The organism is Pseudomonas sp. SWRI77 (genome assembly GCF_014269105.1).
Lineage (GTDB): Bacteria > Pseudomonadota > Gammaproteobacteria > Pseudomonadales > Pseudomonadaceae > Aquipseudomonas > Aquipseudomonas capeferrum.
The window spans coordinates 282,650-305,830 of the sequence record NZ_JABWRV010000001.1 but is presented as its reverse complement, the minus strand read 5'-3'; the positions used below and the strand labels follow the sequence as shown (position 1 = coordinate 305,830).

The 23,181-nt window shown below is 63.7% G+C and carries 21 protein-coding genes; 16 read left to right on the top strand and 5 right to left on the bottom strand.

The genetic code is table 11. The features are described from left to right. Nucleotides 1-4: 4 nt before the first annotated feature. Nucleotides 5-814 carry a rhodanese-like domain-containing protein gene (locus tag HU766_RS01420; RefSeq protein ID WP_186652763.1) on the bottom strand — a complete coding sequence of 270 codons (810 nt, stop codon included), beginning with the start codon at nt 812-814 and terminating at the stop codon, nt 5-7. A gap of 44 nt (nt 815-858) precedes the next feature. Continuing rightward, nucleotides 859-2,394 (bottom strand): HDOD domain-containing protein, encoded by a 1,536-nt coding sequence (locus HU766_RS01415; protein ID WP_186652761.1) that lies wholly within the window; start codon nt 2,392-2,394, stop codon nt 859-861. Nucleotides 2,395-2,524: 130 nt separating this feature from the next. On the opposite strand from HU766_RS01415, the gene motA reads away from it, so the two are divergent. Then, nucleotides 2,525-3,376 carry a flagellar motor stator protein MotA gene (gene motA, locus HU766_RS01410; RefSeq protein ID WP_033701822.1) on the top strand — a complete coding sequence of 284 codons (852 nt, stop codon included), beginning with the start codon at nt 2,525-2,527 and terminating at the stop codon, nt 3,374-3,376. A gap of 3 nt (nt 3,377-3,379) precedes the next feature. Next, nucleotides 3,380-4,405: a flagellar motor protein MotB gene (gene motB, locus HU766_RS01405; protein WP_186652759.1), complete on the top strand. Its 1,026-nt coding sequence runs from the start codon at nt 3,380-3,382 to the stop codon at nt 4,403-4,405. A 116-nt stretch (nt 4,406-4,521) separates the two neighbouring features. On the opposite strand, the gene HU766_RS01400 is transcribed toward motB, so the two are convergent. Then, entirely contained in the window at nt 4,522-5,001 is a 480-nt protein-coding gene (locus HU766_RS01400) for a molecular chaperone Tir (RefSeq protein ID WP_186652757.1), read from the bottom strand. Nucleotides 5,002-5,123: 122 nt separating this feature from the next. Further along, nucleotides 5,124-6,155, bottom strand: a complete 1,032-nt coding sequence (gene rsgA / locus HU766_RS01395) for a small ribosomal subunit biogenesis GTPase RsgA (protein ID WP_186652753.1) — start codon at nt 6,153-6,155, stop codon at nt 5,124-5,126. A 141-nt stretch (nt 6,156-6,296) separates the two neighbouring features. Between rsgA and orn the strand changes: the two genes are divergently transcribed. Both orn and HU766_RS01385 read left to right on the top strand, forming a co-directional pair. After that, complete coding sequence (orn, locus tag HU766_RS01390) at nt 6,297-6,839, top strand: oligoribonuclease (protein WP_033701818.1); 543 nt, start codon at nt 6,297-6,299, stop codon at nt 6,837-6,839. 91 nt (nt 6,840-6,930) lie between these two features. Further along, a complete protein-coding gene (locus tag HU766_RS01385; protein ID WP_033701817.1) occupies nt 6,931-7,542 on the top strand; it encodes a trimeric intracellular cation channel family protein in 612 nt (203 codons plus the stop codon). 24 nt (nt 7,543-7,566) lie between these two features. Here HU766_RS01385 and queG read toward each other — a convergent pair whose 3' ends face one another. Then, nucleotides 7,567-8,631: a tRNA epoxyqueuosine(34) reductase QueG gene (gene queG / locus HU766_RS01380; RefSeq protein ID WP_186652751.1), complete on the bottom strand. Its 1,065-nt coding sequence runs from the start codon at nt 8,629-8,631 to the stop codon at nt 7,567-7,569. 65 nt (nt 8,632-8,696) lie between these two features. Here queG and HU766_RS01375 point away from each other — a divergent pair, with 65 nt between their 5' ends. The 12 genes from HU766_RS01375 to HU766_RS01320 all read left to right on the top strand — a co-directional run bounded on the left by HU766_RS01375 (nt 8,697) and on the right by HU766_RS01320 (nt 23,099). Further along, on the top strand, nt 8,697-9,557 hold the full coding sequence (locus HU766_RS01375) for an NAD(P)H-hydrate dehydratase (RefSeq protein ID WP_186652748.1): 861 nt from the start codon (nt 8,697-8,699) through the stop codon (nt 9,555-9,557). Beyond that, nucleotides 9,545-10,009: a tRNA (adenosine(37)-N6)-threonylcarbamoyltransferase complex ATPase subunit type 1 TsaE gene (gene tsaE / locus HU766_RS01370; RefSeq protein WP_033701813.1), complete on the top strand. Its 465-nt coding sequence runs from the start codon at nt 9,545-9,547 to the stop codon at nt 10,007-10,009. Before HU766_RS01375 ends, tsaE begins: the two co-directional genes overlap by 13 nt. 20 nt (nt 10,010-10,029) lie before the next feature. Beyond that, nucleotides 10,030-11,463, top strand: coding sequence for an N-acetylmuramoyl-L-alanine amidase (locus tag HU766_RS01365; protein ID WP_156311294.1), 1,434 nt, complete (start codon nt 10,030-10,032; stop codon nt 11,461-11,463). Beyond that, nucleotides 11,460-13,358: a DNA mismatch repair endonuclease MutL gene (gene mutL / locus HU766_RS01360; protein WP_186652746.1), complete on the top strand. Its 1,899-nt coding sequence runs from the start codon at nt 11,460-11,462 to the stop codon at nt 13,356-13,358. The genes HU766_RS01365 and mutL overlap by 4 nt, the downstream gene beginning before the upstream one ends. A gap of 1 nt (nt 13,359) precedes the next feature. Further along, nucleotides 13,360-14,331 (top strand): tRNA (adenosine(37)-N6)-dimethylallyltransferase MiaA, encoded by a 972-nt coding sequence (miaA, locus tag HU766_RS01355; RefSeq protein ID WP_186652744.1) that lies wholly within the window; start codon nt 13,360-13,362, stop codon nt 14,329-14,331. A 94-nt stretch (nt 14,332-14,425) separates the two neighbouring features. Next, nucleotides 14,426-14,686, top strand: a complete 261-nt coding sequence (hfq, locus tag HU766_RS01350) for an RNA chaperone Hfq (protein WP_003258160.1) — start codon at nt 14,426-14,428, stop codon at nt 14,684-14,686. 12 nt (nt 14,687-14,698) lie between these two features. Beyond that, nucleotides 14,699-16,000 (top strand): ribosome rescue GTPase HflX, encoded by a 1,302-nt coding sequence (hflX, locus tag HU766_RS01345; protein WP_033701809.1) that lies wholly within the window; start codon nt 14,699-14,701, stop codon nt 15,998-16,000. Nucleotides 16,001-16,096: 96 nt separating this feature from the next. Continuing rightward, nucleotides 16,097-17,278, top strand: a complete 1,182-nt coding sequence (gene hflK, locus HU766_RS01340) for an FtsH protease activity modulator HflK (RefSeq protein ID WP_186652742.1) — start codon at nt 16,097-16,099, stop codon at nt 17,276-17,278. Next, nucleotides 17,278-18,147, top strand: a complete 870-nt coding sequence (gene hflC / locus HU766_RS01335; RefSeq protein WP_186652739.1) for a protease modulator HflC — start codon at nt 17,278-17,280, stop codon at nt 18,145-18,147. The genes hflK and hflC overlap by 1 nt, the downstream gene beginning before the upstream one ends. Before the next feature lie 301 nt (nt 18,148-18,448). After that, nucleotides 18,449-19,636 (top strand): ATP phosphoribosyltransferase regulatory subunit, encoded by a 1,188-nt coding sequence (locus tag HU766_RS01330; protein ID WP_033701805.1) that lies wholly within the window; start codon nt 18,449-18,451, stop codon nt 19,634-19,636. Between the two features lie 56 nt (nt 19,637-19,692). After that, nucleotides 19,693-20,985: an adenylosuccinate synthase gene (locus HU766_RS01325; protein ID WP_008095424.1), complete on the top strand. Its 1,293-nt coding sequence runs from the start codon at nt 19,693-19,695 to the stop codon at nt 20,983-20,985. A gap of 179 nt (nt 20,986-21,164) precedes the next feature. After that, complete coding sequence (locus tag HU766_RS01320) at nt 21,165-23,099, top strand: methyl-accepting chemotaxis protein (RefSeq protein ID WP_186652738.1); 1,935 nt, start codon at nt 21,165-21,167, stop codon at nt 23,097-23,099. Nucleotides 23,100-23,181 lie beyond the last annotated feature (82 nt).

The window sequence follows — 23,181 nt, the reverse complement described above, 5'->3', positions numbered from 1 at the left end:
TTCCTTAAACTTCAACAGGCGTGTCCGGGTGGTTGCCCCATTCGCTCCACGAGCCAGCGTAAGCCTTGACGCGTGGGTAACCGAGGGCTTTGGCCACCAGGTAGGTGAAACCGGAGCGGCGGTGGCTCTGACAATGGGTGATCACTTCCTTGTCGGGCGTGATGCCCAGCTTTTGCAGGACTTCGGCGATGTCGTGGCGGATGCGCAGGTGGTCGTTGAGGTCCATGCCGGCCGTCCACTCGAAGTTGACCGCGCCGGGGATGTGGCCGCCTTTGGCCGCCAGCACCTTCTCGCCGCTGTACTCCAGCGGGCCGCGGGCGTCCCAGATGACCAGGTCATCGGCGCCCAGGCGGCTTTGCAGGTACTCGCGGGTGGCCGTTGGCTCACTGTGCACCTGCAGGCGCACGGTGGCATTGCCGCTGGCCGGCACGTCGGTGGAGAGCGTGTCCGCCGGCCAGGCCTGAATGCCGCCATTGAGGTAGTGGTAGGCCTTGTGGCCGATCACGTCGAGCAACCAGATGAAGCGCCCGGCCCAGCCGCCGCCTTCATCGTCATAGACCACGTAGACGGCATCGTCGCGATGACCGAGCTCGCTGAACAGTTTTTCCAGGTCGGCCAGTGCCGGCAGCAGGCCCGGCGCTGGTGGCAGGCCCAGCTGAGTGCGCTTGCCTTCGACGAAGCGGGCGCCGGGGATGTGCCCGCTGACATAACGGTTCGCGCTGCTCAAGTCGACCAGGATCAAGTGCGGCGAACCCAGGCGCGGCAAGAGATCCGCGGCTTCGATCACCAGGGGCAGGCCGGAAAAGTCAGTCATCCACGGTCTCCAGTGTGGAAAGAGGGGCGATTGTAGCGCAAGGCTCAGCCCTTGCGGTTGGCAAACACGGACAGCGCGCGCTCGATGCATTGCGCGGTTTTACCAAAGGCTTGCACGCTGATATCGGCCAGAGGGTTGCCGCCTTGGTCGGCCACCGCCAGCATCAGGACCTGGTCGTTGACTGCCAGCGAGCGCAGCAGCAGGTGCTCGCTCCGGAAGAGGGCGCGCAGCGGTGCTGGCAGCAGGGCCGAGAACTGGCCGTGGTTTTCCGGGGTCAGGCGCAATTGCCCGGCCTTGCTCATCAGTTTTTGCAGCAGCTTGCTTTGCGGCACTTGCAAGGCCATGGCAGCGGCTTCCTTGGGCAGGCCGGCGGTCTGCTGTACGCGCAGGTAGTCGGTCGCCTTGTCCAGGGTCAGCAGCATGATGCGCTGCATGCCGCAGGCCAGCAGGGCCTCGCGGGCCTGGGTGGCCAGGTGCACGGTATTGGTGAACGGGCTTGGTTGCGCCAGCAGGTCCTGGCACAGCGTGCGCCAGCGGTTCAGTTCTTCACTGCTGGGCGGCGGTGGCGCCAGCATGCCTGGGTGCGGGCGGCGTTGCTGCCAGGGCCAGATCAGCGCTTCGGCCGGGTGGAACAGTGCCTGGTGGGCATGGCGCCGGGCGCTGGCCGCCGCTTGTTGGTGAACCTGCTGCTGCACGTCATCCAGCGACGTCTGCAGGTACAGCGCAGTCAGCAACTGCCAGCGCAGCAGGTGCGGGTTGTCCCAGCCCACCTGCGCCGCCAGGGCCAGGCCGTTGGCCAGCAGCACGGTATTGGCCGGCTGGTTGAACCAGCGGCGCAGGCCGGGCTCCTCATCCAGGCGGTGTTGCTGGCTCAGCACGTCCTGATCGCGGGCAATGTTGAACACCTGCGCCAGTTGCTCGCGTTCATCCAGCAGCATGCGGTAGCCCTGGGTCACCCATTGCGGCAGGCGCCAGTACTCAGCCATGGTCTGGCACAGCGCCATGATGCGCACACCGAACAGTTCCTGCTCCACCTCGGCGGCTTTCTCACCCTTGTGGATAACCCGCAGCTCCCAGGTGTCGAGCAGCTTCGGGTAGGCCAGGGCCAGCGGCCAGAGTGGGGCGAGGAACAGCAGGCTGCCCCAGTGGATTTCTTGCCACAAGCGCGCCAGGCGGCTGGCGAACAGGCCGCTGGCCTGCTGCGAGGCGTGCTGGCTGATCAGCTGGAACTGGCCCAGTACCGGCGGGACCTCGTCGGCTGGCAGCGAGGGCAGGCGCTTGAGCAACTGCTCGATACGCGTCAGGCCCAGCCGGTTCAGGGCAATTTCCAGGCTCTCGGCGGGCTCGGCCTGGCTGGCGTTGGCCGGGTGATTGGCCTCACGCATGACCGAAAGCACCAGTGCCGGGCTATCCTGCATCAGTTCGGCGATATCGCGCAGGGAGCGGCGGCTGTCGTTTATGGCCGCCAATACCCGGTCGTAACTCTGTTTCGGCACAGGTATGCGAACACTCTCCAGCAGCTTTACCCAGGCCTCTAACGTACGTGGCGGCTGAGCGGGCACCTTGGTTTCAATTGGCATTTTGACATCAGTCCGAACTGGCTTTTCGCTTTGAGTGGCTATAGTCTGGCGCAGTTCTGCCGATAAGTAGAAGAAGAGTTTTAAAGCTCCCGTCTCTCACCCTGACCACGACAGCAAGTGCTTTGAACCTATGGCTAAAATTATCGGCATCATCGTCGTATTCGCGAGCGTGCTCGGCGGATACGTGCTCTCCCACGGCAAGATCGCGGCGCTGATCCAGCCGTTCGAAGTACTGATCATCGGCGGTGCGGCCTTCGGTGCATTCTTGCAGGCCAACCCTGGCCACATGACTATGCACGTCATCAAGAAGTCGATGAAGATGTTCGGCTCGCGCTTCACCCACGCCTATTACCTGGAGGTGCTGGGCCTGGTGTACGAGATCCTCAACAAGAGCCGTCGTGAAGGCATGATGGCCATCGAGAGTGATATCGAGGACGCCGCGGCCAGCCCCATCTTCGCCAAGTACCCCACCGTACTGGCTGATGAGCGCATGACCGCGTTCGTCTGCGACTACTTGCGCATCATGTCCACCGGCAACATGGCCCCGCACGAGCTCGAAGGCTTGTTCGACATGGAGCTGCTGAGCATGAAGGAAGAGCTCGAACACCCCTCCCATGCGGTGAACGGCATTGCCGACGGCATGCCGGGCTTCGGGATCGTTGCGGCGGTACTCGGCATCGTGGTGACCATGGCCTCGCTCGGCGAGGGCGACCAGGCGGCCATCGGCATGCACGTGGGTGCGGCACTGGTCGGTACCTTCTTCGGTATCCTGGCGGCCTATGGCTTCTTCGGCCCGTTGGCCAAGTGCCTGGAGCACGATGCCAAGGAAGAGATCAACCTGTACGAGTCGATCAAGGCCTCGCTGGTCGCGTCGGCCTCGGGCATGCCACCGTCCCTGGCTGTCGAGTTCGGTCGCAAGGTGCTTTACCCCAAGCATCGCCCAAGTTTTGCCGAGCTGGAACAAGCGGTTCGCGGTCGCTGAGTCATGGAGAACAATCAGCCGATAATCATCAAGCGCGTCAAGCGCTTCGGCGGCGGCCACCATGGCGGCGCCTGGAAAATCGCCTTTGCCGACTTCGCCACGGCGATGATGGCGTTTTTCCTGGTGCTCTGGCTGTTGTCCACAGCCACGCCTGAGCAGAAGATCGCCATTGCCGGCTATTTCAAGGACCCGATCGGCTTTTCCGAGAGTGGCACGCCCTACGTCATCGACCTGGGCGGTTCGCCCGAGATGGCACCGGAGAAGACTATCAACCCTGAAGTGAAGTCCGAACCGACGCCTGAATCCAGCGTTCAGCTGAGCAAGGACCAGGTCGAGACCATGGCCGAGCAGGTCGAACGCGAGCGCCTCGAGTTGTTGCTGCAGGAGCTGCAGAACAAGGTCGAGGAAAACCCGCAACTGCAGAAGTTCAAGGACCAGATTCTGTTCGAGATCACTCAGGACGGCTTGCGCATCCAGATCATGGATGCCGAGAACCGGCCGATGTTCGACATCGGCAGTGCGCGCTTGCAGCCGTATTTCGAGGACATCCTGCTGGCCATGGCCGACACCATCAAGGCGGTGCCGAACAAGATCAGCATCAGTGGCCACACTGATGCCAAGCCGTTTGCTGGCACCGGTGAGTTCGGCAACTGGGAACTGTCGGCCAACCGTGCCAACGCGGCGCGGCGCGCGCTGGTCGCTGGCGGCTATCCGGACGAGCAAGTGGCCCGGGTGGTGGGTTACGCCTCGTCGTCGTTGTTCGACCGCAAGGACCCGTTCAACCCGGTCAACCGGCGCATCGACATCATCGTGCTGACCAAGAAGGCCCAGCGCAACATCGAGGGTGAACAGGCCGCGCCCGAAGCACCGCCGGCCGAGCCCGCAGCACCTGCCGACACCGCCCCCGGCGCCTCGGCCCCGGCTGTGCCAGAGGCCGAGCAGGCACCGATGCAGCCGCGTGAGCTGCGCGAGAAGCTGAACATCTTCGAGGATGGGACGCTGAAGATGGACGACGCCAAAGAGCAATAGCCCCGCGCGCAGCCGCTCCGATAGAGAAACAGTTATCGCATTGATAGCTGTGCCTCTGTGGGGGCGGGCTTGCCCCGCGAACACCGGCGAAGCCGGTGCCAGCCATCACATGGCCGTCAAAACCCCCGGCGGATCTTGGCCTTGAGATCGGCATGAAAGAAATCGGCATTATCCCTGTCAGCACCCGACCCTCGCTCTGGCGGCAGTGACATAGCCCGCTCGAACGTGCGTTCGTCATGATAGGCCCGCACGAACAGGTCGATATGCGCCTGCTCACGCATGCACGGCCACCTGCCCAGGCATTCCGGTAACGGCGCTGGCCCTTTGCGATAGAAGCTGACCCGGCGGCAGGCCATTGCCGCAGCCCCCAGCAGCCAAGCAGTCCACCAATCTTCGGCAGTGTCGTCAGGCAGCACCCCGACCCAATGAGTAGCATCGCTCATCTGCTGGCAGAAACTGCCATGCAGGTCATCGCGGGTCTGCCCTTCGCTGTCAAGCTGCACCACTTGGGTGGCGATGCCTTCGAGCAGCAGGCGCTCATTGAGGATGAACGCATCGAGCCGCTCTTCGTGGCGGTAGCTGATAAGAACCGGCATGGCGGTTGCCCTCCCTGATAGAAGGCATGACCATCAGCGAAAGCAGTAGAAGGGGCAATAGATGACGGTAAAACCGGAGCGATCCTACATGCCCCGGTAATATTTCCTACAAAACAGGCTGATCAGTAGCTGTCTTCCGGCAGGCTGGCGATGATCGAGCGGTAGCTGTTCATGCGCTGCTGCTTGATACGGCCATCGTCCAGTGCCTGAAGCAGTGCGCAGCCTGGCTCGCGGTCATGTTTGCAATCGCGGAAGCGACAGGTGCCGAACAGGTCGCGAAACTCGATGAAACCGTCTTCCACGTCATCGCGGCTGACATGGCCCAGGCCAAATTCGCGAATGCCCGGCGAGTCGATCAGGTCGCCGCCGTTGGGGAAGTGGTACAGGCGCGCGGTAGTGGTGGTGTGCGTGCCCTGGCCCGACCACTCGGACAGGTCACCGACGCGGGTGTCGGCGGCAGGCAGCAGGCTGTTGACCAGGGACGACTTGCCCACGCCCGACTGGCCGACGAATACGCTGATGTGCCCGTCCAGCATCTGCTGCAGGCGTTGCATGCCATCACCCTGGTGGGCAGAAACCTCCAGCAAGGGGTAGCCGAGGTCGCGATAGACTTCGAGCAGCGCATGCAGGGCCGGGCCGTTCTCGTCGTTGATCAGGTCGGCCTTGTTCAGCAGCAGCAGCGGACGGATGCCGGCATGCTCGGCGGCTACCAGGTAGCGGTCGATCAGGTTCGGGTGTGGCTCGGGCGCTGGCGCGAAGACGATCACGATCAGGTCGACGTTGGCCGCCACCGGCTTGAGCTGGCCGTGGTTGTTCGGCCGGCACAGCTCGGTGCTGCGCGGCATCTGCGCGACGATCACGCCGATGCCTTGGTTACCTGCACGCCAGACCACACGGTCGCCTGTGACCAGTGCGGGCAGGTTGGCCCGCAGGTGGCAACGGAACACCTGGCCGGCCGTATCGCCGTCCTGGGCCTCGACCTCGACCTGCACACCAAAGTGGGCAATCACCAGGCCCAGTTGTTCTGGCCCCAGGTCGCCGCCCTCCAGTTCCTGCAGCGTGTGCTGCTCGCGTTTGGCGGCGCGAGCGGCGCGCTCGTTCTGGATTTTTTCGATACGCCAGTTTTGGCGACGATTGAGCTGGCGTTTGGCCATGAAGGTTCCGTGCTGGGACAGATTGAAAACGGCAGGCAGTTTAGCACGCCGGGCGCTCGACCATTGGGCTTACCTTTGCGCCGCGCATGCGCCGGCCGCCCCCGCTAGGCTACTATGACGGCCTATACGAGGAGCCCCTGCATGCACAACCCACAGAACCTGATCTGGATCGACCTGGAAATGACCGGCCTGGATCCGGACAGCGACGTCATCATCGAGATGGCCACGATTGTCACCGACAGCGATCTGAACACCCTGGCCGAAGGCCCGGTGATCGCCATTCACCACAGTGACGAAGTGCTGGCGCGCATGGACGAGTGGAACACCCGTACCCACGGCGGCTCGGGCCTGACCCAGCGTGTGCGCGAAAGCCGCGTCAGCATGGCCGAGGCCGAGGCGCAGACCATCGCCTTCCTCGAGCAGTGGGTGCCCAAAGGCAAGTCGCCCATCTGCGGCAACAGCATCTGCCAGGACCGCCGTTTCCTTTATCGCCATATGCGCAACCTGGAAAACTACTTCCATTACCGCAACCTCGACGTCTCGACCCTCAAGGAGCTGGCCGCACGCTGGGCGCCGAATGTTCGCGACAGCTTCAAGAAGGGCGGCACCCACCTGGCGCTGGACGATATCCGCGAGTCGATCGCCGAGTTGCGCCACTACCGCGAGCACTTCATCAAGGTGTGAGCTGAAAGGGCGCAGATATTGTGTCTGCGCCCTCTTTTGGTGCCTCGGGCAACTGGTTAGACTGCGCGCCTTTCTCGCACGGACTCGCACCATGTTGTTGATGCTCTACCTCATTGCCATCACCGCTGAAGCCATGACCGGTGCCTTGTCTGCCGGCCGCCGCGGCATGGACTGGTTTGGCGTGGTGCTGATTGCCTGCGTCACCGCCCTGGGCGGTGGCTCGGTGCGTGACGTGCTGCTTGGGCACTACCCGCTGACCTGGGTCAAGCACCCGGAGTACCTGGTACTGACCAGCTGTGCGGCACTGCTGACGATTTTCATCGCACCGATGATGCGCCGCCTGCGTTCATTGTTCCTGGTGCTCGATGCCCTGGGGTTGGTGGCGTTTACCTTGATCGGTTGCATGACGGCGCTGGAGATGGGGCAGGGCATGCTGGTGGCGTCGATCAGCGGGGTAATCACCGGGGTATTTGGTGGGATCTTGCGCGATATCTTCTGTAACGACATCCCGCTGGTGTTCCGCCGGGAGCTGTATGCCAGCGTGTCGTTTGCGGCGGCATGGTTCTATCTGGGCTGCGTGCACTTTCAGCTGCCGGCGGAGCAGGCGACGTTGCTGACCTTGTTTGGCGGGTTTCTGCTGCGTTTGCTGGCGATCAGGTTTCATTGGGAAATGCCCAAGTTTCATTACAACGACCAGCAGTGAGGGGCTTCGCCCGCCTGACCCCACCTACACCTGTCCGTGACGCTCCAGCGCCCACTCGACATGCTCACGCACCAGTGCCGACGGGTCATCCCGTCGGGCCTTCAAGGCCTCCAGCACCGGAATCGTCGAAGGGGCATTGCCCAACCCAACCGCCAGGTTTCGCAGCCAGCGTTCATACCCCGCCCGCCGCAATGGCCCGCCTTCGGTCTTGCGCAAAAAAGTCTTTTCATCCCACAGGAACATCTCGGCCAACTCGGCATTCTCCAGCCCATGCCGGGGTTGGAAGTCACTCTCCTGGGTGGGCCGGGCAAAGCGGTTCCACGGGCAGACGATCTGGCAGTCATCGCAGCCGAACACTCGGTTGCCCATCATCGAACGCAACTCGACGGGAATCGCACCCTTCAGCTCGATGGTCAGGTACGAGATGCAGCGCCTGGCATCCAGTACATAGGGGCCGACAAAGGCTTGGGTCGGGCAGATGTCCAGGCACGCCTGGCACCGCCCGCAGTGCTCGCTGGTATGTGCTTCGTCCACCGGCAGCGGCAGGTCGACGAACAGCTCGGCAAGGAAGAAGTAGCTACCGGCCTTGCGATTGAGCAGCAGGGTGTTCTTGCCGATCCAACCCAGCCCAGCTTGCTCGGCAATCGCCTTTTCCAGCACCGGGGCGCTGTCGACGAACGCCCGGTAACCGAACGGGCCAATGTCTTCCTGGATGCGATCGGCCAGGTGCTGCACGCGTTTGCGCACCAGTTTGTGGTAATCGCGGCCAAGGGCGTAGCGCGATACGTAGGCCTTTTCTGGCTGGGCCAGGCGTTGCGCCATCTGCGTGTCGCCTGGCAAGTAGTCCATGCGCAGCGACACCACCCGTACCGTGCCGGGGATCAACTGGTCAGGGTGGGCACGCTTGCCGTCGTGAGCGGCCAGGTACTCCATTTCGCCCTGGTAGCCAGCATCGAGCCAGCGTTGCAGGTGCTGTTCGTGCTCGCCAAGGTCCACACCGGCGATGCCGACGTGGGCAAAACCGAGTTCTCGGCCCCAATTCTTGATCGATTGGGCCAGTGCGGCGAGGTCAAGTGTGCAAGCGGACATGGATGGGCAAGGCAATACGGGCTCAGGTGCGTATAATTCTGCCAGACATTGGAGCCTTTGACCCCATGCCCCAGACCAAACACCCAGGTAGTGCCCCGCAACTGCTCAGCAGCGTGACCGTCGCGCACCTGCCGGCAAGGCAGGCGCATGCCCATAAAGGTGACTTCGGCCATGTGCTGGTGGTCGGTGGCGACCTCGGTACCGGCGGCGCGGTGCTGCTCAGTGCCGAGGCGGCGCTGCGCTGTGGCGCGGGCCTGGTCAGCGTGGCAACGCGGCCGGAACATGTCGGTGCGAGCCTGGCCCGCCTGCCAGAAACCATGTGCCTGGGCGTGAGTTCGGCCAATCAGTTGATGGGCGTGCTGGAGCGCGCCTCGGTGCTGGTGGTCGGCCCGGGGCTGGGGCAGGGCGCATGGGGCCGCAGCCTGCTGTCGGCAGTGGCCAATGCCGCGCGCCCGCAGGTGTGGGATGCCGATGCGTTGAACTTGCTGGCGCGCACGCCGCTGGCCCTGCCCAGTGGCAGCATCCTGACCCCGCACCCTGGGGAGGCGGCGCGGTTGCTGGGGATTTCCACCGAGGCCGTTCAGGCCGACCGACCGGGCGCTGCTCGCAAGCTCGCCCGCCGCTATGCCAGCGTCTGCGTGCTCAAGGGCGCCGGCACCCTGGTGGCCGACCCTGATGGGCAACTGGCGCGCTGTGACCGTGGCCACCCGGCCATGGCCGGTGCTGGTCTGGGCGACGTCCTCACCGGCGTGCTGGCGGCGTTGCTGGCTCAGGGCATGGCGGCCTGGCCGGCGGCCTGCCTGGGTGTCTGGCTGCATGCCTGTGCGGGCGAGCGCCTGGGCGTCAAGGGTAGAGGCTTGGCAGCCAGCGATCTGGCGCCGGTCATTCGTGAGTTGTTGGAGGAGCATTCTGCGTGTCTGGCTTAACCTTGTTTTTGGCCGATGAAGCGGCCATGGTCGCGTTTGGTGCGCGGCTTGCCGAAGTGACCGGCGGTCACGGCGTGATTTTTCTCGAAGGTGACCTGGGGGCTGGCAAGACCACGCTCTCGCGTGGCCTGATCCGCGGCCTGGGCCATACTGGTGCAGTCAAGAGCCCGACCTTCACCGTGGTCGAGCCTTACGAGATCGGAGACGTGCGCGCTTTCCATTTCGACCTGTATCGCCTGGTCGATCCGGAGGAGTTGGAGTACATGGGCATTCGTGACTACTTCGATGGCGATGCGTTGTGCCTGTTCGAGTGGCCGGAAAAGGGTGCGGGCGTTTTGCCAAAGCCTGACCTGACCATTACCATAAGCCCCCAAGCGCGCGGACGCTCGCTGAACCTTTCGCCGCAGGGGGCTCGCGGCGAGGCCTGGTGCGTGGCACTGGGCAAACACTAAAAACAGAAAGTGGGGTAGGTATGCGCATACGCGCACTGGTCGCCATCGTTGGTCTGCTGCTGACAACGGTGACCGTTGAGGCTCTGGCCGTCACACAAGTCAAGAGCGTGCGCCTGTGGCGCGCGCCGGACAACACGCGGCTGGTCTTCGACCTGTCTGGCCCCGTGCAGCACAGCGTCTTCACCCTCAGCGCACCTGATCGCCTGGTCATCGACATCAATGGCGCGACCCTGGCCGCGCCGTTGAACGTGGCCACGTCCAATACACCGATCAGCAGCGTGCGTTCGGCCCAGCGCACGCCTACCGACCTGCGCGTGGTGGTCGACCTGAAAAAGTCGGTCACACCCAAGAGCTTCACCCTCGCGCCCAATGCCCAGTACGGTAACCGCCTGGTGGTCGACCTGTACGACCAGGAGGCCGATGCCGTCGCCGCCAGCACGCCGACCCCACCGCCTGTGCCAGTACAAACGCCTGCGACCACGCCGGCCGTGCCGGTGAGCCCGGCCCAACCGGCCATCAAGCTGCCACCGGTGCCTAGTGGCAAGCGTGACATCGTGGTCGCCATCGATGCCGGTCACGGCGGTGAAGACCCGGGCGCCTCTGGCTCGCGCGGGCAGCACGAAAAAGACATCGTGCTGCAGATCGCCAAGGAACTGCAGCGCCAGATCAACAGCGAGAAGGGCTTCCGCGCCGAGCTGACCCGTACTGGTGACTATTTCATCCCGTTGCGCAAACGCACCGAAATCGCCCGCAAGAAGGGCGCCGACCTGTTCGTCTCGATCCACGCCGACGCCGCGCCATCCAGGGCCGCCTTCGGTGCGTCGGTATTTGCCTTGTCCGACCGTGGCGCCACGTCCGAGACCGCGCGCTGGCTGGCCGACACGGAAAACCGCTCCGACCTGATCGGCGGTGCCGGCAACGTCAGCCTCGACGACAAGGACCGCATGCTGGCTGGCGTGTTGCTCGACCTGTCGATGACCGCCACCCTCAGCTCCAGCCTCAATGTCGGGCAGAAGGTGCTGGGCAACATGGGCCGCGTCACTTCCCTGCACAAGCAGCGGGTGGAACAGGCGGGCTTCATGGTGTTGAAGTCGCCAGATATTCCGTCGATCCTCGTTGAAACAGGGTTTATCTCCAACGCTAACGAGGCGGCCAAACTGGCGACCCGCAGCCACCAGCAGGCCCTGGCGCGCTCGATCCACACCGGCGTGCGGCAGTTCTTCCAGCAGAACCCGCCGCCCGGCACCTACATTGCCTGGCTGCGTGACACCGGCAAGATCGCTGCCGGCCCACGTGAGCACACCGTGCGCCCTGGCGAAACCCTGGCCATGCTTGCGGTTCGCTATCAGGTCAGTGTGGCCAGCTTGCGCAGCACCAACAGCCTCAAGACCGATGAGCTGAAGGTCGGCCAGCGTCTCGATGTGCCAGCCACCACCCTGGCTTCGCAGCAATGAATGGTGGTTCGCGCATCCAGCTGCTAAGCCCGCGGCTGGCTAACCAGATTGCCGCCGGTGAGGTGGTCGAGCGCCCGGCTTCGGTGGCCAAGGAGCTGCTGGAGAACAGCCTCGACTCCGGTGCCCGGCGCATCGATGTCGAAGTCGAGCAGGGTGGGGTCAAGTTGCTGCGCGTGCGCGACGATGGCGGCGGAATCTCCGCCGACGACCTGCCGTTGGCCCTGGCCCGTCACGCCACCAGCAAGATCCGTGAGCTGGAAGACCTCGAAGGCGTGCTGAGCCTCGGTTTCAGGGGGGAGGCCCTGGCCTCGATCAGTTCGGTGGCGCGCCTGACCCTGACGTCACGCACGGCCAGTGCCGGCGAGGCCTGGCAGGTCGAGACCGAAGGCCGCGACATGACCCCGCGCGTGCAGCCTGCCGCGCACCCGGTCGGTACATCGGTCGAGGTGCGCGACCTGTTCTTCAACACCCCGGCGCGGCGCAAGTTCCTCAAGGCCGAGAAGACCGAATTCGACCACCTGCAGGAAGTCATCCGTCGCCTGGCCCTGGCCCGCTTCGATGTCGGCTTCCACCTGCGCCACAACGGCAAGAGCATCCTCAGCCTGCACGAGGCCCATGATGAAACCGCGCGTGCGCGGCGGGTCGGCGCCATTTGCGGGCCTGGCTTCATGGAGCAGGCGCTGCCCATCGATGTCGAGCGCAACGGCCTACGCCTGTGGGGCTGGGTAGGGCTGCCGACCTTCTCGCGTAGCCAGGCCGACCTGCAGTACTTCTTCGTCAACGGCCGGGCGGTGCGCGACAAGCTGGTGGCCCACGCTGTGCGCCAGGCGTACCGGGACGTGCTGTTCAACGGTCGGCACCCGACCTTCGTGCTGTTCCTGGAGCTTGAGCCAAACGGCGTCGACGTCAACGTGCACCCGACCAAGCACGAAGTGCGCTTTCGCGAAGGGCGTTCGGTGCACGACTTCCTTTACGGTACCTTGCACCGTGCCCTGGCCGACGTGCGGCCGGAAGACCAGTTGGCCGCGCCCGCCGCCGTTGCCGAAATCGTTCGCCCCAGTGGCCAACAGGCCGGTGAATTCGGGCCTCAGGGTGAGATGCGCCTGGCCTCGCCGGTGCTCGAACAGCCTCGGGCACCTCAGTTTTCGATTTCCAATGGTGGCAGTGGCGCGGGCTATCAGTCCCAGTACAGCCCGCGCCCGTCCCAGCCGTTGCCGGCAGCCGAGTCGCAAGCCGTCTATCGCGAGTTCTACAAGCCGCTGGCCGACGGCGCCGAGACGCCGTCGTCGCTGCCCGAAAGCCAGGGTGATATTCCACCGCTGGGCTACGCCCTGGCCCAGCTCAAGGGTATCTATATTCTGGCCGAGAACGCCGTGGGCCTGGTGCTGGTGGACATGCACGCTGCGCATGAGCGGATCATGTACGAGCGGCTCAAGGTGGCCATGGCCAGCGAAGGCTTGAGCGGTCAGCCACTGCTGGTGCCCGAATCGCTGGCGATGAGCCAGCGCGAAGCTGACTGCGCCGAGGAACACGCCCAGTGGTTCCAGCGCCTGGGCTTCGAGCTGCAGCGCCTGGGCCCCGAGACGTTGGCGATCCGGCAGATCCCGGCGTTGCTCAAGCAGGCCGAGGCCAACCGCCTGGTACAGGATGTGCTCGCCGACCTGATGGAATACGGCACCAGTGACCGCATTCAGGCGCACCTCAACGAATTGCTCGGCACCATGGCCTGCCACGGCGCCGTGCGCGCCAACCGGCGCCTGGCCATCCCCGAGATGAACGCACTGCTGCGCGACATGGAAAGCACCGAGCGCAGCGGCCAGTGCAATCATGGCCGCCCGACCTGGACCCAAATGGGCCTGGACGATCTGGACAAACTTTTCCTGCGCGGTCGATGACATGAGCGGCAAGCCCCCAGCAATATTCCTCATGGGCCCGACGGCGGCCGGCAAGACCGACCTGGCCATCGAGCTGACCAAGGCCCTGCCCTGCGAGCTGATCAGTGTCGATTCGGCGCTGGTCTACCGCGGGATGGACATCGGTACCGCCAAGCCTTCCAAAGAGCTGCTGGCGGCTCACCCACACCGTTTGATCGACATTCTCGACCCGGCCGAAAGCTACTCCGCCGCACATTTTTGCACCGATGCCTTGCAGGCCATGGCCGAAATCACTGCGCGCGGCAAGATCCCGCTGCTGGTCGGCGGTACCATGCTGTATTACAAAGCCTTGATCGATGGCCTGGCGGACATGCCGCCGGCCGACGCCAGCGTGCGTGCCGAGCTGGAAGCCCAGGCGCTTGAACTGGGCCTGGCCGAATTGCACCGTCAGCTGGCCGAAGTGGACCCGGAATCGGCGGCGCGCATCCATCCGAATGACCCGCAGCGGCTGATACGTGCGCTTGAGGTTTACCGGGTGAGTGGCGAGAGCATGACAGCTCATCGCCAGCGTCAATACGCGGAAAGTCGCGGCGCAGACGCAGGCGCTGACGGACATTTGCCCTATACTGTCGCGAGTTTGGCGATTGCTCCTACAGATCGTCACATTTTGCATCAGCGAATTGCGTTACGATTTTCGCAGATGCTGGAACAGGGCTTCATCGACGAGGTCCGATCGCTGCGAGCCAGAAGTGACTTGCACGCCGGGTTGCCGTCTATACGGGCAGTGGGGTACAGGCAGGCCTGGGACTACCTGGATGGCAGGCTAAGTGAGAATGAGATGCGAGAGCGCGGTATCATTGCCACTCGCCAGCTGGCCAAGCGACAGTTCACCTGGTTGCGCGGTTGGTCCGACGTCCACTGGCTCGACAGCCTGGCCTGCGACAATCTGTCCCGCACCTTGAAATACCTGGGAAGCGTCTCCATATTGAGCTGAGTCCCTGCTAATTGCCGTCTATTCTTGCGAAGGGGCGGCCTAATTTATCGATTTTCTTGATTTTCTATTATTTATCCTTACAGGAGTGCGGCATATGTCAAAAGGGCATTCGCTACAAGACCCTTACTTGAACACTTTGAGAAAAGAAAAGGTTCCGGTTTCCATCTACCTGGTCAACGGGATCAAGCTGCAGGGCTCGATCGAATCGTTTGACCAGTTCGTTGTGCTGCTGAAGAACACCGTCAGCCAGATGGTGTACAAGCACGCCATTTCGACTGTGGTGCCTGCGCGTCCGGTTCGCCTGCCAAGCCCGTCCGATTCCGAACACGGTGACAGCGAGCCAGGCAACGCCTGATAGGAGCCTGCATTGTTCTTTGAGCGCCACGGTGGTGGTGAGCGGGCGCTGCTCGTTCACTTGGAAGGACAGAACCCTGAGGCGCGCGAAGACCCGCAGGAGTTTCAGGAGTTGGCTTTGTCGGCCGGGGCGGACATCGTCTCGCTGGTGACCGTGTCACGGCATCAGCCTACGGCCAAATACCTGATTGGCAGCGGCAAGGTCGAAGAATTGCGCGACCGGGTCAAAGCCGATGAGGTCGACCTGGTGATTTTCAATCACACCCTTACGCCCAGCCAGGAGCGCAACCTCGAACGTGTCTTCGAGTGTCGCGTGCTTGATCGCACCGGGCTGATTCTCGATATCTTCGCCCAGCGGGCGCGTACCCATGAAGGCAAGCTGCAGGTCGAACTGGCCCAGCTCGAGCACATGAGCACGCGGCTGGTACGCGGCTGGACGCACCTTGAGCGGCAAAAAGGCGGTATCGGCCTGCGCGGTCCGGGTGAAACCCAGCTGGAAACCGACCGCCGCCTGCTGCGGGTGCGTCTGCGACAGATCAAGGCACGCCTTGAAAAAGTGCGTAGCCAGCGCGAACAGGCCCGTCGCGGCCGACGCCGCGCCGAGCTGCCGTCGGTCTCCCTGGTGGGTTATACCAACGCCGGCAAGTCCACTCTGTTCAACGCCCTGACTCAATCCGACGTCTACGCCGCCGACCAGCTCTTCGCCACCCTCGACCCGACCTTGCGCCGGCTCGAGCTGGATGACCTTGGGCCAATCGTGCTGGCCGACACTGTCGGCTTCATTCGCCACCTGCCGCACAAGCTGGTCGAGGCTTTTCGGGCTACGCTCGAAGAGTCGAGCAACTCCGACCTGCTGCTGCATGTGATCGATGCGCATGAGCCCGACCGCATGGAGCAGATCGAACAGGTTCTGGCGGTATTGGGCGAGATCGGCGCCGAAGGCTTGCCGATCCTTGAGGTGTATAACAAACTCGACCTGCTTGAAGATGTCGAGCCGCAGATCCAGCGCGATGCCGATGGCAAGCCGGAGCGGGTCTGGGTGTCGGCACGAGACGGGCGTGGCCTGGAGCTGGTTGGCCAGGCGATTGCCGAGTTGCTGGGGGATGATCTGTTTGTCGGCACCTTGTGCCTGGAGCAGCGTTTTGCCCGCTTGCGCGCGCAATTCTTTGCCTTGGGGGCGGTGCAGAGTGAAGAGCATGATGAAGAAGGGCGCAGCCTGCTGAGCGTGCGACTGCCCAGGGTCGAGTTGAATCGCCTGGTCAGCCGCGAAGGCATGGAGCCGCAAGTGTTTGTCGAGCAACACACTTTGCAATAAATGCTCGTCGAGGTCGCCGGGCAGCAGTGACAGGCATTCTGTAGCATTGGACGGCGCGCCGTGGGCGCGTCTTTGCTTTATCAGATGGAGAGCGCTATGGCTTGGAACGAGCCGGGTGGCAACTCGAACAATCAGGATCCCTGGGGCGGCCGCCGTGGTGGCGGTGGCGGCGGTGGTGACAAGAAAGGTCCGCCGGATCTGGACGAGGCCTTCCGCAAACTGCAGGACAGCCTGAACGGCATGTTCGGCAGCGGCAAGAAACGTGGCGGCGGTGACCGCAATGTCGGCAAGGGTGGCGGCTACGGCCTGCTGGGCATTGGCCTGGCGGTGCTGGCGGCTATCTGGCTGTACAGTGCCGTGTACGTGGTGGACGAGCAGGAGCAGGCCGTTGTGCTGCGCTTCGGCAAGTACTACGAGACGGTAGGTCCCGGCCTGAACATCTACTTCCCGCCGATCGATCGCAAGTACCTGGAAAACGTCACGCGTGAGCGTGCCTACACCAAGCAGGGGCAAATGCTGACCGAAGACGAGAACATCGTCGAGGTGCCGCTGACCGTCCAGTACAAGATCACCAACCTGCAGGACTTCGTGCTCAACGTCGACCAGCCAGAGGTGAGCCTGCAGCATGCGACCGACAGTGCCCTGCGCCACGTGGTGGGTTCCACCTCGATGGACCAGGTGCTGACCGAAGGCCGTGAGCAGATGGCCGTGGACATCCGCGAGCGCCTGCAGCGCTTCCTCGACAACTACCGCACCGGTATCACCGTCACCCAGGTCAACGTACAGAGCGCGGCAGCCCCGCGCGAAGTGCAGGAAGCCTTCGACGACGTGATCCGCGCCCGCGAAGATGAGCAGCGTGCCCGCAACCAGGCCGAGTCCTACGCCAATGGCGTGGTGCCGGAAGCCCGTGGTCAGGCCCAGCGCATCATCGAGGATGCCAACGGTTACCGCGACGAAGTGATTGCCCGCGCCAAGGGTGAGGCCGACCGCTTCACCAAGCTGGTTACCGAGTACCACAAGGCACCTGACGTGACCCGTCAGCGTCTGTACCTCGAAACCATGCAAGAGGTCTACAGCAATTCGAGCAAGGTCATGGTGGCAACCAAGGACGGGCAGAACAACCTGCTCTACCTGCCGCTGGACAAGATGGTCGAAGGCAGCCGCAACACGTCCGCACCGACCAGCAGCGTGCCTGCGTCGGTCAACGATGCGGCCGCGCGTGCGGCGCAGGACCTGCAACAGCAACAACAGCCGCTGCGCACTAGGGAGAGCCGCTGATGAGCAATAGATCGCTGATCGCCCTGATCGCCGCTGTGGTGCTGGCCGTCGTGGCCTGGAACTGCTTCTACATCGTGTCGCAGACCGAACGCGCCGTGCTGCTGCAATTCGGCCGTGTGGTCCAGGCGGATGTCCAGCCAGGCCTGCATGTGAAGATTCCTTATGTGAACCAGGTGCGCAAGTTCGACGCCCGTCTGATGACCCTTGATGCTCCGACCCAGCGGTTCCTGACCCTGGAGAAGAAAGCGGTCATGGTCGACGCCTACGCCAAGTGGCGCGTCAAGGATGCCGAGCGCTTCTACACCGCCACGTCCGGCCTCAAGCAGATCGCCGACGAGCGTCTGTCGCGTCGTCTGGAAAGCGGCCTGCGTGACCAGTTCGGTAAACGTACCCTGCACGAAGTGGTCTCCGGTGAGCGTGACGCGTTGATGGCTGACATCACCGCTTCGCTGAACCGCATGGCCAACAAGGAGCTGGGTATCGAGGTGGTCGACGTTCGCGTCAAGGCCATCGACCTGCCGAAGGAAGTCAACCGCAGCGTGTTCGACCGTATGAGCACCGAGCGTGAACGTGAGGCTCGCGAGCATCGCGCCAAAGGTAACGAGCTGGCCGAGGGTATCCGTGCGGATGCCGACCGTCAGCGCCGTGTACTGCTGGCCGAAGCCTACCGTGAAGCTGAAGAAACCCGCGGTGACGGTGACGCCCAGGCGGCCGCCATCTACGCCAAGGCCTACAGCCAGGACGCTGATTTCTATGCGTTCCACCGTAGCCTGCAGGCGTACCGCGAAAGCTTCTCCAGCAAGAGCGACGTGCTGGTCCTGGACCCGAAGAACGAGTTCTTCCGCTACCTGGACAAGAGCAAGCCTTGATGCTCTGAGCCCGTTTTCATTGGGGTAACGCCCCGCCTGGCAGCTAAAACACCAGGCGGGGTGCATCCTGAATGAAAAGGGGTGTATGATGAGGCAGCCGGGAAATTTCCCGGCTTTTTTGCGTCTGCAAGGTTGATTGGCACACGGCCAGTTGACGGTTTGGTCAGGTCGCAAGGCAATTCGAGGGTATTGGGTACGGTGGCTGCGCTGGGATCAGTGCTGCCCGCTGCTGTGCGCCGATACCTGCTTTACTGACGGCTCGCCACAGGCAGGCCGCCCGGACCAGAGGGGAAATGGCGTAATGGCAACGGTAGACCGCTGGCTGCTGCCAGATGGCATCGAGGAAGTACTGCCACCTGAGGCTGCGCGCATCGAGATCGCGCGTCGCCAGGTGTTGGACCTGTTCCAGAGTTGGGGCTACGAACTGGTTGTCACCCCGCATATCGAGTACCTGGAGTCGCTGCTTACCGGCGCCGGCCAGGACCTGGATCAGCGCACCTTTAAGGTGGTCGACCCGCAGTCCGGACGCCTGATGGGCTTCCGTGCCGACTTCACCCCGCAGGTGGCGCGTATCGACGCCCACACCCTGCGCCGTGAAGGCCCGAGCCGCCTGTGCTATGCCGGCAGCGTGCTGCACGCCCAGCCGCGTGCACTGTCGACCTCGCGCAGCCCGATCCAGCTGGGTGCCGAGCTGTACGGCGATGCCAGCCCCACCAGCGATGTCGAAGTCATCAGCCTGATGCTCGCCACGCTGCAACTGACTGACGTCGCGGATGTGCACATGGACCTTGGCCATGTCGGCATCTACCGCGGCCTGGCGCGTGCCGCCGGGCTGTCGGGTGCGGTCGAGCAGCAGCTGTTCGATGCGCTGCAGCGCAAGTCGGTCGATGAAGTGCAGGCACTGACTGCCGACCTGCCCAAAGACCTGGGCAACATGCTGCGTGCCCTGGTCGAGCTGTGCGGTGGCCGTGAAGTGCTGGCCGAAGCCCGCGTGCGCCTGGGCCGTGCCCCGGCCAGCGTGCTGGCGGCGCTGGACGACCTGCTGGCGATCGCCGATCGCCTGGCGTCGCGCTACCCGGACCTGCCGCTGTACTTCGACTTGGGCGAGCTGCGTGGCTACAACTACCACACCGGCGTGGTGTTCGCTGTGTTCGTGCCGGGCGAAGGTCAATCGATCGCTCAGGGCGGTCGCTATGACGACATCGGCGCCGATTTTGGCCGGGCACGCCCGGCCACCGGATTCTCCACGGATTTGAAGACCCTGGTCACACTGGGGCGAGCGGAGGTCGTATTGCCAACTGGCGGCATCTGGATGCCTGACAGTGGCGACGCGGCCCTCTGGCAGCAGGTCTGCCAGTTGCGCAACGAGGGCCAGCGTGTGGTCCAGGCTTTGCCTGGCCAGCCGTTGAGTGCTGCTCTCGAGGCGGATTGTGATCGGCAATTGATTCAGCAAGACGGGCGCTGGCAGGTTCTGCCGCTGACCCAGTGAGTTTCTGCGTCGGCAGTAGGCCGGCAACCAAGTTTGCGTGAATGAGGACCAATGTAATGGGTAAGAATGTCGTCGTCCTGGGCACCCAGTGGGGTGATGAGGGCAAAGGCAAGATCGTCGATCTGCTGACCGAACATGCTGCCGCCGTAGTGCGCTACCAGGGTGGCCACAACGCGGGCCACACCCTGGTGATCAACGGTGAAAAAACCGTTTTGCACCTGATTCCGTCCGGCATCCTGCGTGAAGGCGTTCAGTGCCTGATCGGCAACGGCGTGGTCGTTGCTCCAGATGCCCTGATGCGTGAAATCACCAAGCTGGAAGAGAAGGGCGTACCGGTGCGTGAGCGCCTGCGCATCAGCCCGGCTGCGCCGCTGATCCTGTCGTACCACGTGGCCCTGGACCAGGCCCGCGAGAAAGCCCGTGGCGAAGCCAAGATCGGCACCACCGGCCGTGGTATCGGCCCAGCGTACGAAGACAAGGTCGCACGCCGTGGCCTGCGCGTCGGTGACCTGTTCCACCGTGAGCGTTTCGCCGCCAAGCTCGGTGAGCTGCTGGATTACCACAACTTCCAGCTTGTGAACTATTACAAAGAGCCGGCCATCGACTTCCAGCAGACCCTGGACGAGTGCATGGCCTACGCCGAGCAGCTCAAGCCGATGATGCTCGACGTCACCGCCGAACTGCACAACCTGCGCCGCGCCGGTAAGGACATCATGTTCGAAGGCGCCCAGGGCTCGCTGCTGGACATCGACCACGGTACCTACCCGTACGTCACCAGCTCCAACACCACCGCTGGCGGTATCTCGACCGGCTCCGGCGTTGGCCCGATGTACCTGGACTACATCCTCGGTATCACCAAGGCCTACACCACCCGTGTCGGTTCCGGCCCGTTCCCGACCGAATTGTTCGACGAGACTGGCGCTACCCTGGCCAAGCGTGGTCATGAGTTCGGTTCGACCACCGGCCGTGCCCGTCGCTGCGGCTGGTTCGATGCCGTCATCCTGCGTCGCGCCATCGACGTCAACAGCATCTCGGGCATCTGCCTGACCAAGCTGGACGTACTGGACGGCCTGGAAACCATCAACATCTGCGTTGGCTACAAGAACGAGAACGGTGCTGTCATCGACGCGCCTTCCGATGCCGACAGCTACATCGGCCTGGAGCCGGTGTACGAAGAGATGCCAGGCTGGAGCGAGTCGACCCTGGGTGCCAAGACCCTGGAAGAGTTGCCAGAAGCTGCTCGCGCTTACATCAAGCGTATCGAGGAGCTGACCGGCGCGCCGATCGACATCATCTCCACCGGCCCGGACCGCAACGAGACCATCGTGCTGCGTCATCCGTTCGCCTGATCCGCTTTCCAGGCTGATCTGACGCCGCGACCCCGCAAGGGATCGCGGCGTTTTTGTTTGTAGGCCTGGGCTGCTAGACCTTGGCGCATATCCCTGCTGTTCCCGGCATAACCCTTGCTGTAAGAAGTTTCTGTAGATGCCATCAAAATAGTGGCGCCAGTAAACACGAGGGTTACACCGTGTCTGCCATCCTCTCACTGTTACGAAGCCGCCTTTTGCGGCCTGTGTTTGTTGCCCTTGGTATCGCCCTTTTGGTGCAGGTACTGGTGGCCGTTGCGCTGACCCGAAGCACCGTCACCGCCCTGGAGGCTGACCTTGGCGAGCGCCTGGGCACCGACAGCCGCAAGCTTGCCAGCGAGCTGGAGCAGGCCGGGCAGGAGGTGCGCTCGGGCCTCGACAGCCTCTCCAGCAGCACGCGTCAGCGCCTGAGCGCGGGGTTGTCCACGCGCCTGCAGAACGAACAGCAGCAACTGCGCACGACCCTGGAAAAGAACCTCAAGGATTCCGCCAACGACATGGCCGAGCTGCTGGCCTCGGTGGCGCCGCGGGCGATCTGGGACAACGACGTGCCGGTGCTCTCCGATTTCGCCCGGCGTGCCCAGCGCAACCCCAATGTGCTGTTCGTGGTCTACGACGACGCCCAGGGCCAGCACCTGACCCGCTACCTCAACCGGCAAAACCCGATCAACCAGGCGTTGATGGAGAAGGGGCAGGGCGAGCGGGCGCTGGACAAGGTCATCGAGGCGGCGCGCCGCGACCCGGCGGTGTATTTCGTCGAGGCGTCGATCAACCCGAATGGCGCGGAAATTGGCAAGGTGCTGATGGGGGTTTCCACTGCCGGCGTCGATCAGGAACTGGCGGCCCTTGACCAGCGTTTTGCTGCCTTGATCGCCAGTGGTGAGCAACTGGTGGGTGATAGCCTCAATGGCGCCGCCGCCGACAGTGGCAAGGCCCTGCGTGAACGCCTGGAAACGGCGCAGGGCAGTGCCACCGCCATGCAGGCCAATACCGCGCAGACCGTGCGCGAAGCCGCTGCCGAACTGCGTTGGCGCATTGGCCTGGGCCTGGTACTGGTGGGCCTTGGTGTGTTGCTGGTGGTGGCGGTGGTGCTGGGTCGCCGCGTGCTCAGCAAGCTGCGCCTGTTGATCGATGCCCTGAACGATCTGGCCGCTGGCGAAGGCGACCTGACCAAGCGCGTCAGCCTCGACAGCCGCGACGAGATTGGCGACATGGCTTCGGCGGTCAACCGCTTCGTCGACAAGCTGCAGCCCATTGTGCGTGAAGCCGGCGAGGTGGCGCAGCGTACCGGCGTCGAGATTGGTGCCATGGCCCAGCGCAATGCCGGCGCCGATGCCGCTGCTGCGCTGCAACGGGATGAAGTGGCTGCCAGCCTGCGTGATCTGTCGAGCATGGCCGATGAGGCGCAGGCCGAGAGCCACGCCATGCAGTCGGCCTTGCAGCAAGTAGTGGACATCCGCCAGGCGACGGATGAGAACAGCCGCACCTCGACCCAGCTCGCCGGTTTGATCGAGAGCTTGGCAGGGCAGGTGGAGACCGGCTCCCATGTGATCGAACGGCTGGCCAAGCAGAGTGAGCAGATCGAGGTGGTACTGACGGTGATCCACGGCATTGCCGAACAGACCAATCTGCTGGCGTTGAACGCGGCCATTGAAGCAGCGCGGGCCGGGGAGACCGGGCGTGGGTTTGCCGTGGTGGCCGATGAGGTGCGTGCGCTGGCCAGCAAGACGCAAAGCTCGACGGGGGATATCCAGGCGCATATTGCCGCGCTGCAAAAAGGCGCCAAGGAGGCGGTGGCAACCATCGGCCAGGCGGGGCTCAAGGCCAGTGAAGGGTTGTTGGTGCTGCGCGAGAACGAGCGCCGCCAGCAGTCGGTGCAGGTGGCGGTGGAGCAGGTGCATGCGGCGATCGGGCTGGCGACCCGCGCGGCAGAACAGCAGGCGCATGGGGCGCAGGCGGTGCGCGGGCGGGTGGAGACCATCCATGCCCAGGCTGAACGTTCGGCTGAGGTGGTGATGCAGACTACGGCCAGCAGCAAGGTGCTGGATGACCTGGCGGCGCAGTTACGGGCTAGCCTGGGGCAGTTCAGGGCTTGAGATGAGTGGGGGGGGGGTTGTGTTCGCCGGGCGTCTTTCTGCGCCTATCAGATCGAGCGCCGCGCGGGCGGCGCTCGATTTA

Bases quoted from the DNA above. Each gene is read 5' to 3' on its own strand.
- HU766_RS01420 (WP_186652763.1), bottom strand. From the start codon at position 814: ATGACTGACTTTTCCGGCCTGCCCCTGGTGATCGAAGCCGCGGATCTC.
- HU766_RS01415 (WP_186652761.1), bottom strand. From the start codon at position 2,394: ATGCCAATTGAAACCAAGGTGCCCGCTCAGCCGCCACGTACGTTAGAG.
- motA (WP_033701822.1), top strand. From the start codon at position 2,525: ATGGCTAAAATTATCGGCATCATCGTCGTATTCGCGAGCGTGCTCGGC.
- motB (WP_186652759.1), top strand. From the start codon at position 3,380: ATGGAGAACAATCAGCCGATAATCATCAAGCGCGTCAAGCGCTTCGGC.
- HU766_RS01400 (WP_186652757.1), bottom strand. From the start codon at position 5,001: ATGCCGGTTCTTATCAGCTACCGCCACGAAGAGCGGCTCGATGCGTTC.
- rsgA (WP_186652753.1), bottom strand. From the start codon at position 6,155: ATGGCCAAACGCCAGCTCAATCGTCGCCAAAACTGGCGTATCGAAAAA.
- orn (WP_033701818.1), top strand. From the start codon at position 6,297: ATGCACAACCCACAGAACCTGATCTGGATCGACCTGGAAATGACCGGC.
- HU766_RS01385 (WP_033701817.1), top strand. From the start codon at position 6,931: ATGTTGTTGATGCTCTACCTCATTGCCATCACCGCTGAAGCCATGACC.
- queG (WP_186652751.1), bottom strand. From the start codon at position 8,631: ATGTCCGCTTGCACACTTGACCTCGCCGCACTGGCCCAATCGATCAAG.
- HU766_RS01375 (WP_186652748.1), top strand. From the start codon at position 8,697: ATGCCCCAGACCAAACACCCAGGTAGTGCCCCGCAACTGCTCAGCAGC.
- HU766_RS01365 (WP_156311294.1), top strand. From the start codon at position 10,030: ATGCGCATACGCGCACTGGTCGCCATCGTTGGTCTGCTGCTGACAACG.
- mutL (WP_186652746.1), top strand. From the start codon at position 11,460: ATGAATGGTGGTTCGCGCATCCAGCTGCTAAGCCCGCGGCTGGCTAAC.
- miaA (WP_186652744.1), top strand. From the start codon at position 13,360: ATGAGCGGCAAGCCCCCAGCAATATTCCTCATGGGCCCGACGGCGGCC.
- hfq (WP_003258160.1), top strand. From the start codon at position 14,426: ATGTCAAAAGGGCATTCGCTACAAGACCCTTACTTGAACACTTTGAGA.
- hflK (WP_186652742.1), top strand. From the start codon at position 16,097: ATGGCTTGGAACGAGCCGGGTGGCAACTCGAACAATCAGGATCCCTGG.
- hflC (WP_186652739.1), top strand. From the start codon at position 17,278: ATGAGCAATAGATCGCTGATCGCCCTGATCGCCGCTGTGGTGCTGGCC.
- HU766_RS01330 (WP_033701805.1), top strand. From the start codon at position 18,449: ATGGCAACGGTAGACCGCTGGCTGCTGCCAGATGGCATCGAGGAAGTA.
- HU766_RS01325 (WP_008095424.1), top strand. From the start codon at position 19,693: ATGGGTAAGAATGTCGTCGTCCTGGGCACCCAGTGGGGTGATGAGGGC.